This window comes from Aeromonas sp. 5HA1 (assembly GCF_029237245.1).
Taxonomy (GTDB): domain Bacteria; phylum Pseudomonadota; class Gammaproteobacteria; order Enterobacterales; family Aeromonadaceae; genus Aeromonas; species Aeromonas salmonicida.
In genome coordinates, this window is record NZ_JAACFW010000017.1 from 40,184 (window position 1) to 53,546 (window position 13,363).

General features: G+C 59.2%; 16 protein-coding genes. 5 read left to right on the forward strand and 11 right to left on the reverse strand.

Annotated elements, in window-relative coordinates; all coding sequences use genetic code 11:
* Positions 1-119 precede the first annotated feature (119 nt).
* The gene (locus GWQ27_RS15430; protein WP_275907715.1) at positions 120-614 is read left to right on the forward strand and encodes a hypothetical protein; all 495 of its coding nucleotides are present in this window, start codon (positions 120-122) and stop codon (positions 612-614) included.
* 10 nt (positions 615-624) lie between these two features.
* The gene (locus GWQ27_RS15435; RefSeq protein WP_275907716.1) at positions 625-1,077 is read left to right on the forward strand and encodes a hypothetical protein; all 453 of its coding nucleotides are present in this window, start codon (positions 625-627) and stop codon (positions 1,075-1,077) included.
* 401 nt (positions 1,078-1,478) lie between these two features.
* Here GWQ27_RS15435 and GWQ27_RS15440 read toward each other — a convergent pair whose 3' ends face one another.
* From GWQ27_RS15440 to GWQ27_RS15465, 6 genes are all read right to left on the reverse strand, one after another.
* The gene (locus GWQ27_RS15440) at positions 1,479-1,694 is read right to left on the reverse strand and encodes a DUF465 domain-containing protein (RefSeq protein WP_005313020.1); all 216 of its coding nucleotides are present in this window, start codon (positions 1,692-1,694) and stop codon (positions 1,479-1,481) included.
* A gap of 285 nt (positions 1,695-1,979) precedes the next feature.
* Positions 1,980-2,570 (reverse strand): hypothetical protein, encoded by a 591-nt coding sequence (locus GWQ27_RS15445; protein WP_005313022.1) that lies wholly within the window; start codon positions 2,568-2,570, stop codon positions 1,980-1,982.
* 11 nt (positions 2,571-2,581) lie between these two features.
* Positions 2,582-3,928: an MATE family efflux transporter gene (locus GWQ27_RS15450; RefSeq protein ID WP_275907717.1), complete on the reverse strand. Its 1,347-nt coding sequence runs from the start codon at positions 3,926-3,928 to the stop codon at positions 2,582-2,584.
* A 135-nt stretch (positions 3,929-4,063) separates the two neighbouring features.
* Positions 4,064-5,887, reverse strand: a complete 1,824-nt coding sequence (locus GWQ27_RS15455; RefSeq protein WP_275907718.1) for a SulP family inorganic anion transporter — start codon at positions 5,885-5,887, stop codon at positions 4,064-4,066.
* 70 nt (positions 5,888-5,957) lie between these two features.
* Positions 5,958-6,551 (reverse strand): nucleotidyltransferase family protein, encoded by a 594-nt coding sequence (locus tag GWQ27_RS15460; protein WP_275907719.1) that lies wholly within the window; start codon positions 6,549-6,551, stop codon positions 5,958-5,960.
* Positions 6,541-6,798: a GNAT family N-acetyltransferase gene (locus GWQ27_RS15465; RefSeq protein WP_005313036.1), complete on the reverse strand. Its 258-nt coding sequence runs from the start codon at positions 6,796-6,798 to the stop codon at positions 6,541-6,543. Before GWQ27_RS15465 ends, GWQ27_RS15460 begins: the two co-directional genes overlap by 11 nt.
* Positions 6,799-6,932: 134 nt before the next feature.
* Between GWQ27_RS15465 and cysM the strand changes: the two genes are divergently transcribed.
* Both cysM and GWQ27_RS15475 read left to right on the forward strand, forming a co-directional pair.
* Positions 6,933-7,847 (forward strand): cysteine synthase CysM, encoded by a 915-nt coding sequence (gene cysM / locus GWQ27_RS15470; RefSeq protein WP_275907720.1) that lies wholly within the window; start codon positions 6,933-6,935, stop codon positions 7,845-7,847.
* Between the two features lie 168 nt (positions 7,848-8,015).
* Positions 8,016-8,297, forward strand: coding sequence for a hypothetical protein (locus GWQ27_RS15475; protein ID WP_265434413.1), 282 nt, complete (start codon positions 8,016-8,018; stop codon positions 8,295-8,297).
* A 34-nt stretch (positions 8,298-8,331) separates the two neighbouring features.
* On the opposite strand, the gene GWQ27_RS15480 is transcribed toward GWQ27_RS15475, so the two are convergent.
* The 4 genes from GWQ27_RS15480 to GWQ27_RS15495 are packed head-to-tail and all read right to left on the reverse strand — an operon-like array spanning position 8,332 to position 12,089.
* Positions 8,332-9,516: an iron-containing alcohol dehydrogenase gene (locus GWQ27_RS15480; protein WP_275907721.1), complete on the reverse strand. Its 1,185-nt coding sequence runs from the start codon at positions 9,514-9,516 to the stop codon at positions 8,332-8,334.
* Positions 9,517-9,533: 17 nt separating this feature from the next.
* Positions 9,534-10,052, reverse strand: coding sequence for an SCP2 sterol-binding domain-containing protein (locus GWQ27_RS15485; protein ID WP_265422423.1), 519 nt, complete (start codon positions 10,050-10,052; stop codon positions 9,534-9,536).
* On the reverse strand, positions 10,033-10,635 hold the full coding sequence (locus GWQ27_RS15490; protein WP_275907722.1) for a TetR/AcrR family transcriptional regulator: 603 nt from the start codon (positions 10,633-10,635) through the stop codon (positions 10,033-10,035). The genes GWQ27_RS15485 and GWQ27_RS15490 overlap by 20 nt, the downstream gene beginning before the upstream one ends.
* A gap of 20 nt (positions 10,636-10,655) precedes the next feature.
* Positions 10,656-12,089 carry a coniferyl aldehyde dehydrogenase gene (locus GWQ27_RS15495; protein WP_275907723.1) on the reverse strand — a complete coding sequence of 478 codons (1,434 nt, stop codon included), beginning with the start codon at positions 12,087-12,089 and terminating at the stop codon, positions 10,656-10,658.
* A gap of 213 nt (positions 12,090-12,302) precedes the next feature.
* On the opposite strand from GWQ27_RS15495, the gene GWQ27_RS15500 reads away from it, so the two are divergent.
* On the forward strand, positions 12,303-12,596 hold the full coding sequence (locus GWQ27_RS15500) for a hypothetical protein (RefSeq protein ID WP_005313055.1): 294 nt from the start codon (positions 12,303-12,305) through the stop codon (positions 12,594-12,596).
* Between the two features lie 65 nt (positions 12,597-12,661).
* On the opposite strand, the gene GWQ27_RS15505 is transcribed toward GWQ27_RS15500, so the two are convergent.
* Positions 12,662-13,108 (reverse strand): NlpC/P60 family protein, encoded by a 447-nt coding sequence (locus GWQ27_RS15505; RefSeq protein WP_219593639.1) that lies wholly within the window; start codon positions 13,106-13,108, stop codon positions 12,662-12,664.
* Positions 13,109-13,363: the final 255 nt, after the last annotated feature.

The window sequence follows — 13,363 nt, forward strand, 5'->3', positions numbered from 1 at the left end:
AAATCTTGAAAAATAACGTATTTATTGATATGTCTGGTTGAGTTGGACAGGATGTTCTGAATTAAGTAGATAGTAATTTTGATTTCTTTACATGAAGTTTATATGTCAAGGGGAGTTGAATGAATGTGATTGATTTTATTATTTTATATGCAAAAGAAGTATCTATTTTAACTGTTGCAGTTAGTGGTTCTATAACTGCAGTTTTGGGGGTGCTAACTTATAAATTAAAAGTTAAAGCGGAGAATAATTTAAAACTAAAGAATGAAGCTGAACTTGATATTAATCTTATCAAGCAATTTTCAGAGTTAATAACCATTGCTAATGGTCGCTCAGGCTACGTACTATCGGAAAATGTTATAGAGCATTATTTAAAGCTATATCCTTCACTATCCGACAAAAGTAAAGAGGAAATCAAGGCTATTAATGATAATTTAAAAGCGTTATCTATATTTACTATTCCTGTCGGTCTTGCATCACAAACTGCGACAGTTGTCTCGTTAACAGATTTGGCTGTTAAGAATTCTATTTTACGCGATGCGGCAATTGCTGGAATTGAAGAGTTGCCGATAGGCGAGAAGTTAAAAGAAGAGTGTCTAAGTAAACTTCGATCATAAGGGATGATACGTGATATTAGAGCAAGAAATTGAGTTGTATAGACAGGTTCGAGCTGCACAAGATAAATATGTGTATTTTCTTCTGGCTGCTGTTGGGGCAGCTATAGGTTTTGCTATGAATCAGACTCAAGGTATGTCATTAGCTCTCTCTCAAATCCCCTTGGGGATTAGCGTATTAACATGGGGATTAAGTTTTTTCTTTGGCTGTTTTCACTTGGAGTATGCTAGTGCGACACTATTTACAAACTTTGAAATGGTTAAGATTAAGAATGGGAATCATCCTGAAGTAGGTAGTCATCCACAACTAATTGAAGCTGCGTATCAAGGCGCCAGCGACGCAATGAAAATAAACAATAGCCGTGCAAATCGTTATGGCCAGCTACAATTCATGTTTTTTATTGTTGGTGTGATATCTTATATTTCATGGCACATCATAGAAATGTGGCTTCGTGGAAATACCTAACAATATGCCAAATTTTACTAAGTGACTTCATATCAAGCTTGGTTTTTATCTCTACGGCATATGGTTTAATAGTTTGGGTGCAATCGAAGGGCGTTTTTGAATAACTGATTCTCGATATGGAATCCTACGATGATGCCCAATATAGCTCGCTAATATGCTGTCACATTGCCGGCATTTGTCGATCTGGAGGCCAAGGCTTCCTTTTCCTTCCAAGGCAGGTAAGCTGCGGGGCAAATAGCGTCAAGCAGGAGAAGGGACGATGACAGAACAATATGTAGCCGGGACGATCGGCATTCTGGGTGTGGGATGGCTCGGATTGCCGCTGGCGGAGGAGCGATAAAAAGCCCGGCTTGAGCCGGGCTGGAGGGATAAGTTGCTTATCCGGGTATTCGTCGAGGCGTCTAATGTGGATGTTGTTTGAGGATGTCGTATATCTCCTCTTTCAGTTTGAGTTTCTGTTTTTTCAGATCCTTCACCTCGGAGCTGTAGTCGCTGGCATGATGCTTTTCCAACTTTCTAATCTCCGCATCCAGGTCGTTGTGCAAGTCAAACTTCTTCTGGAAATGGACATCACTGCTCTTCAGTTTCGAGATGAGATCTCTGTACTCTGGGAACATGTAATGAAGCCTCCTTGGTTTCGTTTGATTGTGCCTTCAAAACCAAAGTACCCCTTCCCCCCAGAGATAAATGTGATCCCGATCGAATTCGGAACCAATGATTTGCTGCATGGGGAAGATGATTTTTAACTCATTGAATCACAAGTTGATAAGTCATTTGTAAGTAAGGTTTTGAGCTTCAAACTGGAATCTCGATCACAGTTGTGACGGTTTGATGACGGCGGCGGGCTGGCCAGGGGGCAGCAAAAAGGGGCGCAAGGCCCCTCTTTGTAACGGGTATGGCGTTTACTCTTTTTTCTTTTTCTTCTCGGGCAGCGGCTTGCCATCGCGGGCGATGACCTTGCCCACTTCGAAGCCTATCTGCGCTGCCAGCTCTTCCAGATCCGGCGCCTTGGCTTCGTTGCCGATGGCGTACTGGTAGTTGGCTATGGTGATCTTCTCGGCCACCGGGGTGCCCGGGACTATGGGCTCACGCCAGCCCTGCCCCACATGAGCGACGAGCGTGCCGTTCATGATGAGCTCGCCGACGATTTCCTGGGTGGGGATGCCCTTGCCGTAGGTGAGACCCTGCGGGTGCTTCTTGCCGACCAGCGGCTCCGTGCTGGCTGGCATCAGCTTGGTGCGGATCAGCCATTTGGGATCCTTGGTCTTGCCGAGTGCTTTGCCGGTCTGGTATTCGTTGATCTTGATGGTCTTGATCATCTGGGCCATAAAATCTTTGGTCAGCGCCTTCTGGGCTTCGCTCGTCTCGTCGATGGCGATGGGCGCCACATACCAGATTTTGGAGGCCTGCGCCTTGGGGGCTGCGGGCGCGGTTTGCGCCATGGCCAGCGGGCTGAGCAGGATGGCAGCCAACAAGAGTCCGATTTTCTTCATTGTGATTCCGCTTATGTTTCAACAAGAATTTTGTTTTGCCAGCGACGACTGCGCCAGCGCCAGAACATGGCCAGACCGCGCACCCACTCATCGCAGGCGAGCGCCAACCAGATGCCGACCAGTCCATAACCCTGCATGATACCAAGGAAATAGGCGAGCGGAACGGCAATCCCCCACATGGAGACGAGCGCCATGTAGAGCGGGAAACGGGCATCCCCGGTGGCACGCAGGGCGTTGATCACCACCAGATTGAAGGTGCGGCCGGGTTCGAGGATGAGGCTGATGAGAAACAGCTGTGCCACCTGGGTGATGATGTCCGGATCGTCGGTGAACAGGCTGATGATGGCGCGGCCGTTCAGGGCGGCGGCGATGGCGATCAGGGTAGTGACGATAAGGCCTAACTTGAGGCTCTTCATCAGCTGGTTATAGGCCTGCTCGAAGCGGCGCGCCCCCGCCAGATGGCCGATGATGATCTCGTTGCCAAGGCCGATGGAGAGGCCGAACAGCAGAATGAACAGGCAGATCTGGAAGAAGTAGGACTGGGTCGCCAGCGCCTTGTCACCGAGCAGGCCGACGAAGGCGGTGACCACCATGAACTGCAGCATCCAGGAGAGGTTCTCCCCCGCCGCCGGCAGGCCTATGTGCAGCACCTTGTCCAGCATGACCTTGCTGGGACGGACAATCTCGGGCAGACGCAAGCGGATACCTGTCTTGCGCGTCACCAGCCACACCAGCAGCACTACGCCAACGATGCGACCCGCCACAGTGCTGATGGCGACCCCGGCCACCCCAAGCTGGGGCAGGCCGAACCAGCCGTAGAGCAGCAGCAGGTTGCCGACGAAGGTGATGAGGTTGACGGTCAGGGTCACGTACATGGCCTGACGGGTATGACCGTGGGCGCGCAGGGTGGCGGCCAGACAGAGGGCTGCCGCCTCCGGCAGCAGGCACAGGCCGATGATCTGCAAATAAAGGGTGGCATCGCCCATCAGGTGGGCGGGCAGGTTCATCAGTGAGAGCATGGTGCCGGCACCGGCGAGCACGCCGACCGCGGCCACCAGCCCCACCAGCAGGTTGAAGCCGATGGCTGTGTGGATGACGATGCGGGCTTTTTCCCGATCGCCAGCCCCCAGATACTGGGTGATCACCACGCTGGTGCCTATGCTGACGAAGCTGAACAAGGTGATGGCCAGATCGAACACCTGGTTGCCGACCGCCAGTGCGGCGACGCCCTGATAGGAGACGTGGCCCACCATGAAGGTGTTGAGGGCTCCGGTCAGAAAGTGCAGGGCGAGATCGATAAACAGCGGCCAGGTCAGGGAGAAAAGTGTGCCCGGGCCCGCGTGGGTTTGAGTTTGCATGGGATGTCCAAATACTGGGGATGGCCCTCGTCAGCGCCATCTGGACGGGCATTTAACACCAAGAGCCTGCGGGGTGCAATCTTGCCTTGGGAGGAGAGTGTGCCAGACCAGCCCTGGGCATGGTCTGGCAACCGATCAGGCCAGGGTGGCGCCCGCTTCCTGCTCGGAGGGCAGGGTGAGCCGCGCCGAGTCCGGCAGGGTATCATCCTGGGGCCAGTGGGAGAGGATGGCGTCCGTGGTGCTCTCCACCACGGCGTCATTCTTGAACACGGGCTCGCGGTAGCAGCGGGTCATGCGCAGCGCCTGATACATGTCGGGGCAGAGGATGACACCCTCGTCGCCCACCCGGATCCCCGCCTGCTTGAGCCACTGGCTCATCTGGCCGTGGCGACCGGCCATCACCATGTGAATGCCGCGCCGTTTCAGATCCCTGTGCAGTTCCCCCACCATGCTCATCACGCTGATGTCCTGATGGGTGAAACAGGCTACCGCATCCACCACCAGGCATTTGGGATTGTGGGGATCCTGCACCAGCAGCGCCAATACCCGCCGTTTGAAGTAGGGGGCGTTGAAGTAGGTGAGCGGCGAGTTGAAGCGATAGACCAGGATGCCGGGAATGGCCTTGGCCTGTTCGTTGTCCCCCAGGGTGCGCACTACCCCTTCGTCATCCATGCCGAGCAGTTGATCGGTGGGGCGCATCACGTTGCGCAGGAATTGGAACAGACCCAGCAAGACGGCGAGGGTGATCCCCGGGATCACTCCCATGGCCAGCACGCTGATGAAGGTGATGAGCGCGAGCCAGAAGGCGGATCTGTCGGAGTGGCGCAGGGCCCACAGGCTGCGAAAGTCGGTGAGCGACAGCGCTGCCATCACCAGCACAACGCCGAGGGCGGCCGTGGGTATGTATTGCAGCGGCGCCGTCAGGTAGAAGGTGATGATGGCGATCACGGCGGCGGCTATGATGGAGACCAGCTGGCTTTTGCCACCGTTGGCGTCGTTGACCGCGGTGCGAGAATCGGCGCCGCTGATGGCAAAGCCCTGGGAGGCGGCGGCCGCCAGATTGGCCATGCCTAGGGCCCGAAACTCCTTGTCCGCATCTATCTCGTAGCCGTTTTTGGCGGCGAAGCTGCGGGCGGTGAGCATCATGGAGACGAAGCTCACCATGGCGAGGTTCAAGGCGGGCAGCACCAGTTCGCGCATCAGGCCGGGAGGAAACTGGGGGAGTTGAAACGCGGGCAGGCCCGAGCCCACCAGACCGAGGGTGGCGATTTCGTGATCCCCAAGGCTGAAACCCCATACCAGCGCCCCCGTCACCACCATGGCCACCATGGAGGAGGGCCAGGCAGGCTTGTAACGTTTGGCCAGCAGCAGGGTGAGCAAGGCGGTCAGGCTCATGGCCAGGGTCGGCAGATGGGTTTGAGTGATGTAGTAGGCCCCGCTGGCGATCCGCTCTATGAGGTAACGCTCATCGAAGGTAAACCCGAAGATCTTGGAGAGCTGCCCCACCATGATGGTGATGGCCACCCCGTTGAGCAGCCCCATCAGTATGGGGCGGGAGAGAAAGTCCGCCAGCACCCCCAGCTTGAAGCGGCTGGCGATGAGGCACCAGAAACCCGTCATGGCGGTCATTGTCATCACCAGTTGCCAGTGGCGGGTCGCATCACCGGCGGCGAGCGGGGTCACCACGGCGGCGATGACGGCGCAGGTGGCGGCATCCGGGCCGACGATAAGCTGGCGGGAAGTGCCAAACAGGGCATAGACCAGCATGGGCAGTATGCAGGAGTAGAGGCCGACCAGGGGCCCCACGCCGGCGAGCTCGGCATAGGCGATGGCCACGGGCAGCGCCACGGCCGCCACCGACAGTCCAGCGCGCACATCCGGCATCAGCCAGGCCCGCTGGTATTGCAGCAGGGCAGCGAGGCCCGGTAGCCAGCGTTCGAGAGAGAAGAAGTCGCGCATTATTTAACCCATTGAGTTACAAACAGCTTTTCCCTAGTGTGCCCAAGGTTGCCGAAACATTGCAATGCGGTTATGGCCAGTTCACTACAAGGTCAGGCCAGATGCTCAGCCAACGTTTTTCCTGGATGCGCTGCACAAACACCTGGCTCTCCTGACGACAGCGCGGATTGGCACTCACCTGCAGGGACCAGTTGTGGGCAAAACCGTAGGGGGCCAGCCACTCGAACTCCGCGTCTGGCAGCAGCCTGACCCCGATGCAGGTAGGTACCTCCACCCAGTGGCTGAGGGCTTCCAGACTGCTGGCAAAGGGGGAAACCCGCTGGCGCTGGTGCATGCGTGCCTGATTGCGCACTTCCCAGCGCTGGCCGGGCAGGCGGGCCGTCAGCCACTGCTCATGTTCAGACTCAGCCAACCCTTGTGGGTCAAGGGGGTCTAGGTAGATGAGATCGATATCGTTGAGCGGGGTAGGTACGGCTTTACCGTGCAGGTGATCCCAGATGAGATTGCGGATAAAACCGGCCCCCAGCGCCCAGTCGGGCAGGGCCAGCTCGGCGGCGGCCTGCAAACAGGCCATCCGCTGGCGATCGGCCCGCAGCAGGCGTTCTGTCTGCGCTCTCAAATCAGTGTCGTCTTGTGCCAACGGGGCCAGCTCTTCAACCTGCATTGCGGCGCAGCCAGACGTCTATGTAGCTGCAGCTGGGCACTATGGTGAGCCCCTCGGCCTGGGTCCAGTCGTAGAAGGTGCGCGCCAGCTGATCGGCGATGCCCTGTATCCTGAGCTCCGGCGGGACGAAGGTGCTGTAGGCATCTATGGTCTTGGCATCGAGCCGGCGGTAACGCAGCCTGGACTCCTTGCCATCCACCACACAGATGAATTGTTGCTGGTTGGCCTGATGAATGATCTCGCTCATGCTTGCTCCTCGATACGGGGGATGGGGCTATCTGACCATGTTGGCAACCCTTTGCCAACTGTGCGGGCTCGCTTACACTGCGAACCCCATCGGGTGCATACCCGCTAGCCAAGGTATAGAACAGTTAACAGAGGATGGATCCCATTATGGCCTTCGCCACGCTGGAAGATCTGATTGGCAATACCCCCTTGCTGGCCCTGCGCCGCATCAATCCCTGGCCCGACGTCACCCTGCTGGTGAAGCTGGAGGGCAACAATCCCGCCGGTTCGGTCAAGGACAGGCCGGCGCTGAACCTCATCAGGGCGGCGGAAGCGAGCGGTCGCTTGCTGCCGGGAGCCCGGCTCATCGAGGCCACCTCCGGCAACACAGGCATCGCCCTTGCCATGGTGGCGGCGGCGCGAGGTTACCGGATGCGGCTCATCATGCCGCGTACCATGAGCCAGGAGCGGCGAGATGCCATGCAGGCCTATGGCGCCGAGCTGGTGCTGGTGGAGAACGGCATGGAAGAGGCGCGGGATCTGGCGCTGGCCATGGAGGCCAGCGGCGAGGGGCTGGTGCTCGATCAGTTCAACAACCCGGCCAACCCGGATGCCCACTATCAGTCGACCGGCCCCGAAATTTGGCGCCAGAGCGAGGGGGCGGTCACTCACTTCGTCTCCGCCATGGGCACCACTGGCACCATAATGGGGGTCTCCCGTTATCTGAAGGAGCAGAACCCGGCGGTGCAGGTGATAGGCCTGCAACCGGCAGAGGGGAGCCAGATCCCGGGCATTCGCCGTTGGCCTGCAGCCTATCTGCCCGCCATTTTCGAGCCACAACGAGTCGATCGGGTGCTGGATGTGACGCAAGAGGAGGCGCTGGTCATGATGCGCCGGCTGGCGCGGGAGGAGGGGATCTGCTGTGGAGTCAGCTCAGGTGGTGCAGTGGCCGGAGCCCTGCGGGTGGCGGCAGAGATCAAGCAGGGGGTGGTGGTGGCCATCATCTGTGATCGGGGGGATCGCTATCTCTCCACCGGGGTCTTCACGCCGCCAGAGCAGGTGGCCACCTAGCGTGGCGCTCGGTACTGCCTGACACCAAGATGTTATTAATTAGTACCTTGCTGATAGTTTTCTTCATGTACAACTTGTAACAATCCATCCTGTTCGCAAGGTTGAATCCCTCTCTCTCCTGTTTGACACTCGGCGCCCTCTCGTCACCGATGCAAACAGGAGCGTCACATGATCTTGCCTTCCTTTCTGAGCATTTCCCTTATTGGCCTTAGCCTGGCCCTGACAGGCTGCGCCGTCGAACCCTACGCCTACCAGTGCGGCGACAAGCACTGCTCCGTCATCGACCACAAGGGGGAGAAACATGAGCGGCCGCTGGATGAGATGAAACCCGTCTGGGAGCGCAGCCAGGAGCGGGAAGAGGCTATCCGCCGCAACAAGGAGTCCATCTGGCGCGAAAAAACGCCTGAAGAGAGCGGCAACTACGGCGCCGGTGCCACCATCCGCTGGTAACTGAGGGCCCCGCGATGCGGGGCCCTCAGCCTGATTACTCCCACGCCCGTTCCAGCAGGTCGAGCAGTTGAGCCCGGTCGGCATCCTTGCGGTTATAGAGCAGGGCGCCGTCATTGATGGCGAGATCTCGGATCTCGGGCAGCAACCCCTTGTCGGTGACGCCTGCCTCACGCAAGGTGCGCGGCAGCTTCACCGCCTGCCACAGGCTATTGCGCAGGGCGCACAGCGCCTGGATGGCCGCCTGGGCCCGCTCTGTGGTCGGGGTTGCCGCAAAGCGCTCGGCGCCGACCAGAGGCAGCAGCAGGCGGGCCAGCTCAGGGTCTATGCCCGGGCGGTTGTAGTCGAGCACGGTCGGCAGGAAGAGGTTCATGCACAGACCATGGGGCAGGTGACAGCGGGCCCCCAGGCTGTGGCCGAGGGCATGCACCAACCCCACCATGGAGTTGGAAAACGCCATTCCCGCCAGGGTGGATCCTTCTGCCAGTTGCAGCCGCAGGCGCTTGTCTTGCGGGCTTTGCAGCACCTTGGGCAAGGCGTTGGCGATTTTCTCTATCGCCATCAGGGCCAGGGCGTCGCTGACCGGATTCTTGGCATTGCCGATGAAGGCCTCGATGGCGTGGGTCATGGCATCCATGGCGGTGGCGGCCGTGATGTTGAGGGGCAAGCCCTGGGTGAGGCGCGGATCCAGCACCGCCAGCTGGGGCAGCAGGAAGGGGGAGGTGAAGGGCACTTTGCGCCCGCTCGCCTCATCCTTGATCACCGCCACCAGCGTCACCTCGGATCCCGTGCCCGCCGTGGTGGGCACCACCGCCAGTGGCTGCAGGGGCCGGGTCAGACAGCCTGCACCAGCGTAATCCAGCAGCCGATCCCCGCCCATGGAGGCGAGGATGTTGACCGCCTTGGCGGTGTCGATGACGGAGCCGCCGCCCAGCGCCACCAGGCTGTCGCATTCGAGCTCCCGATAGCGGGCCGCGATCCGCTCCACCACGGCGGTGGAAGAGTCGGCCGGGATCCCGTCCCAGATGTCGGCGACCGGCAGCTCCCCCTCGGCCAGCACATTGGCCAGCAGGGTGGCGAGCCCTGTGCCGCTGACCCCCTTGTCGGTGAGCAGCAGCGGACGGCGTGCCCCCAGACCCGCCAATTCGCCAGCCAGCTGTTCCAGCGCCTGCTCGCCCGCCATCAGTTTGACCGGACAGAAGAAATCGTAATAGCGACTCATGTTGTTCATCCTTTTATTCAGCCGGTCAGTAGACCCAGGTAGATGTGGCAGGCACGCGCCAGCTTGTTGCGCGGGCTCGGATAGTGGCGCAGCAGCGGCCGCGCTATGAAGGCGGGCAGGATCAGGGCCTGCAATTGCTCCAGTGCCCGCACCAGGTGCATGGCGACGGTGAGATCCCCTTCCACCAGCAGGCGGTTTTCACTGAACGCCTGATTGACCCCGAGCCGAAAGCTGAGGGCACGAAAGGCGATACCCGGATGTTTGAAGCGCACCCGCAGCGGGTGCAGATCGCCGCTGGCATGTGCCGGTACGCCGCATTGCCAGCGACCCGCTGCTTTATGGATGATCAGCGCCTGGGTGAGGCCCGCTACCTCCAGCCGTATGGTGAGGCCGTCGGGCAGAGGGGCGAGTTCACGCCGCACCGCCTCATCGACCCGGGCGGCGCGGCACAGGGTACGCCCTATGACCCAGAGCAGTGTGGCGATCCAGAGACGGCGGCCATGGGCCGCCAGGGATTCAAGCGTCCGGTTTTGCATGAGGATTCACTCCCGAGATGGCAGACCAGAAGAGGGCGAAGGCACTGGCTTGCCAGTGGGCGTCCTGCCCCAGTTCAGGTTGATCGACAAACAGGGAGGCGCACGCCAGAAACTGGCTCTGGCATACCTCCAGCATCAGGGCCGGCGGGGCTTGCATCAGGGCTCCGCTGGCCTGGCCCTGGGTCAGCAGTTGCGGCAGAAAACGCAAGGTCTCGCTCAGGATCTGGCTGCGCAGGGAGCGCGCCAGCAGGGGAGAGTGGAAGAAGCCCAGCACGAACTTGAGCTCGTTGGGATGGGCCTGCATCCACTGCATGGCTTGCTGCCAGTAATGACAGGCCTGCTCGCACAGGGGCAGGGCGGCGTCCGCCTCCGTGATGGCGGCGCCGAGGCGCAGTTTGATGTCCTGATAGAGGCACTGGATCAGCACCTCCTTGCTGGGGAAGTGGTGAAACAGGGTGCCATTGGCCACCCCTGCCGCCTTGGCGATACGGGCGGTGGCGGCGCCTTGCAGCCCATCCTCGGCACACAGGGCAAGGGCGGCATCCAGGATCTGGCGGCGTTTGTCGGTCATGGGTTTGCTCATGCAGGCCTCGTCACGGGCGGTTAGCGTAAAAACAGCGCCATCATCAGCCGCTGGTGCCAGCGCCGATAAGGGGGATGAACCAGGGAGCCGGTACTGAATTTGCCACGGCTGAGCACGGTTTTGGCCTTGGAGAAGGTGAGAAAGCCTTCATGGCCGTGGTAGTGGCCCATGCCGGAGGCACCTATGCCGCCAAAGGGCACATCATCGGCCGCCACCTGGAACAGGCTCTCGTTGATGGCCATGCCGCCGGAGTGGGTCTCCCGGGTTACCCTGGCTTGCAGGGCCGGATCCAGGCTCATCAAATAGAAGGCGAGGGGACGAGGACGGGCACCTATGTAGGCGAGCGCCTCGTCGATGCTGTCGTAGGGTACCAGCGGCAGCAGGGGGCCGAAGATCTCCTGTTGCATCACCTGACAGTGGTTGGGTACCTCGGTCAATAGATGGGGCACCAGCCGGTGGGCTATGTCGTCCCGGGCCGGGCTGCCGCAAGGGTGCACCTGGGCACCCGCCTGTTCGGCCTCGGCCAGCCAGCCGGTGATCCGTTCATATTGGCGCCCATTGATGATGGAGCCGTAATCCGGGCTGGCCAGTCCCTTGGGATAAATGCGGGCAAAGTGGTTGCGATAGGCCTCGATGAAGGCCTGCTCCTGGCCCCGTGGCAGCAGCACATAGTCGGGGGCCACGCAGATCTGGCCGGCATTGAGGCTCTTGCCGAAGATCATCCGCTCCACCGCGAGTGCGATGGGCATGTCGGGAGCGACAAGGCAGGGACTCTTGCCGCCAAGCTCCAGGGTGAGCGGGGTGAGCTGGGGGGCGGCCGCGGCCATCACCAGCTTGCCCACCGCGGTCGAGCCGGTGAACAGCAGGTGATCGAAGGGGAGGGCGCTGAACGCGGCGGCCACTTGCGCATCCCCCTCGACGACCGTCACCTCCTCTTCGTCGAACACGCAGTCCAGCAACTCGCGCAGCACGGCATTGGTGTGAGGGGTGAATTCGGAGAGCTTGAGCATGGCCCGGTTGCCGGCGGCGATGGCGCTGATGAGAGGTCCCAGGCTCAGCATCACGGGGAAGTTCCAAGGCACTATGATGCCGACTACGCCAAGGGGCTGGTAGAACACCTCGACTCTGGCCGGTGCCAGCAGCAGACCGGTATGGCGGCGATGAGGGCGCATCCAGCGTTTGATCCGCTTCTGGGTGTAGTTGATCTGCATGACACAGGGCAGGATATCGGCGATCAGGCTGTCGTAGTCGCTGCGCTGGCCATAATCCCGGGCCAGGGCGTCGCACAGTTGCTGCTTGTGGTCGAGCAGGGCACGCTTGAGCTGATTAAGATGGGCTCTACGTTCACTCAGGCAAGGCATGGGATTGGCCTGACAGGCTTGCCTGAGCCTGGCCAGCTTGTTTGGTAGCGACAACTTGTCTGTGGTGCTCTCTTGCAACTGAACCAGGTCCATGGCCTACCCCGCTTGTTAATTGACCGACTGATTGGTCGGTCTAAATCTAGCGGCTTGTTAACCGGCTGTAAAGTTATCTCATCTGGCTTGGTACAGGGTCGCGGATGACTCACCTGTTAACTGTGCGACCCACCACACTTTCAGGGTTTGAGGGTTGGTGGTTTATCCAATAAGGGGTAGTTTTTGGTTATCAACCTACAAGGAGTGAGCGATATGACCAGGGAACTGAACAGCTTGTTGGCCCGGCTTGATGATGTGGTCGAGCGGATGCCGGATTGCTTCAATACCTATGAGTTTGCCCAGAAGCTGGCACTGCAACATCAGCGCGAGTTCTTTGCCGCGGGCCACTCCCTGGCCGAGCAGGAGGGGCGTCTGTTGCGGGTGCTGCACCAGAAGATTGCCGAGGCGCTGGCCAGCAGCGATGTGGTGATCGAGGGGGCACTCTTGCCATGCGTGACCCCCTGGGGTGAGAAAGCCACCTCGCCGCGCTGGCATCGCAAGCACTGAGTCGGCACACAGACAATGAGGAAGGCCCGTGACGGGCCTTTCTCATTTCTCATGGCGAGCGGGGCTCACTGCGTCAGGCGGCGAGCCTGCCAGTAGCGACTGTTCCAGTAGACATTGTCGAGGCGCGAGCGGATAACACCCTTGCTGGTGGAGGCGTGGATAAACTCACCGGCACCGGTATAGACACCGACATGGTATTGCTGCCAGCCGGTCTTGAAGAAGACCAGATCCCCGTGTTGCAGCCGGTAGCGATCGACCGGCGTGCCGAGACTGGCCTGGGATTCTGTGGTTCTGGGCAGGTTGAAGCCCAGTACCTGGCTGTAGGCAAGCTGGGTGAAGGCGGAGCAGTCGAGGCCCGTCCGGCTGGATCCGCCCATGCGATAGGGCACACCACGCCACTGCTGATAAAAGCTGTCGAAGGCACTGCTTTGACGAGGTGGCGGCGGTTCGGGCGTGCTGGAGCAGGCGGCCAGCAACAGGGCCAGCAGGGGCAGCAGTAACTTGCAATGCATGGGGGCTCCTTCGACTCGACGACCCGCTCATCATAAACGGGGTTTGGGGCTCGAACATAGCCTTGGCCGTGATAAAACCCATTTTAACAAGGCATGTCGAGTATAAAGGGGTCGTATGGATATCATTTATACCATCAAGTACCACTAATTGAATAATATCATCTGGCTTACTTGAATGAGTGTTTCAATATTAACGCGTTTATTCTAATCCGATTTAAATAAGTTTATTATTATCCTTGTTGACGTCACTGCGTG

Coding starts and splice junctions, on each gene's coding strand:
- GWQ27_RS15430 (WP_275907715.1), top strand. CDS start 120: ATGAATGTGATTGATTTTATTATTTTATATGCAAAAGAAGTATCTATT.
- GWQ27_RS15455 (WP_275907718.1), bottom strand. CDS start 5,887: ATGCGCGACTTCTTCTCTCTCGAACGCTGGCTACCGGGCCTCGCTGCC.
- GWQ27_RS15465 (WP_005313036.1), bottom strand. CDS start 6,798: ATGAGCGAGATCATTCATCAGGCCAACCAGCAACAATTCATCTGTGTG.
- GWQ27_RS15450 (WP_275907717.1), bottom strand. CDS start 3,928: ATGCAAACTCAAACCCACGCGGGCCCGGGCACACTTTTCTCCCTGACC.
- GWQ27_RS15500 (WP_005313055.1), top strand. CDS start 12,303: ATGACCAGGGAACTGAACAGCTTGTTGGCCCGGCTTGATGATGTGGTC.
- GWQ27_RS15490 (WP_275907722.1), bottom strand. CDS start 10,635: ATGAGCAAACCCATGACCGACAAACGCCGCCAGATCCTGGATGCCGCC.
- GWQ27_RS15460 (WP_275907719.1), bottom strand. CDS start 6,551: ATGCAGGTTGAAGAGCTGGCCCCGTTGGCACAAGACGACACTGATTTG.
- GWQ27_RS15495 (WP_275907723.1), bottom strand. CDS start 12,089: ATGGACCTGGTTCAGTTGCAAGAGAGCACCACAGACAAGTTGTCGCTA.
- GWQ27_RS15485 (WP_265422423.1), bottom strand. CDS start 10,052: ATGCAAAACCGGACGCTTGAATCCCTGGCGGCCCATGGCCGCCGTCTC.
- GWQ27_RS15440 (WP_005313020.1), bottom strand. CDS start 1,694: ATGTTCCCAGAGTACAGAGATCTCATCTCGAAACTGAAGAGCAGTGAT.
- cysM (WP_275907720.1), top strand. CDS start 6,933: ATGGATCCCATTATGGCCTTCGCCACGCTGGAAGATCTGATTGGCAAT.
- GWQ27_RS15480 (WP_275907721.1), bottom strand. CDS start 9,516: ATGAGTCGCTATTACGATTTCTTCTGTCCGGTCAAACTGATGGCGGGC.
- GWQ27_RS15475 (WP_265434413.1), top strand. CDS start 8,016: ATGATCTTGCCTTCCTTTCTGAGCATTTCCCTTATTGGCCTTAGCCTG.
- GWQ27_RS15445 (WP_005313022.1), bottom strand. CDS start 2,570: ATGAAGAAAATCGGACTCTTGTTGGCTGCCATCCTGCTCAGCCCGCTG.
- GWQ27_RS15505 (WP_219593639.1), bottom strand. CDS start 13,108: ATGCATTGCAAGTTACTGCTGCCCCTGCTGGCCCTGTTGCTGGCCGCC.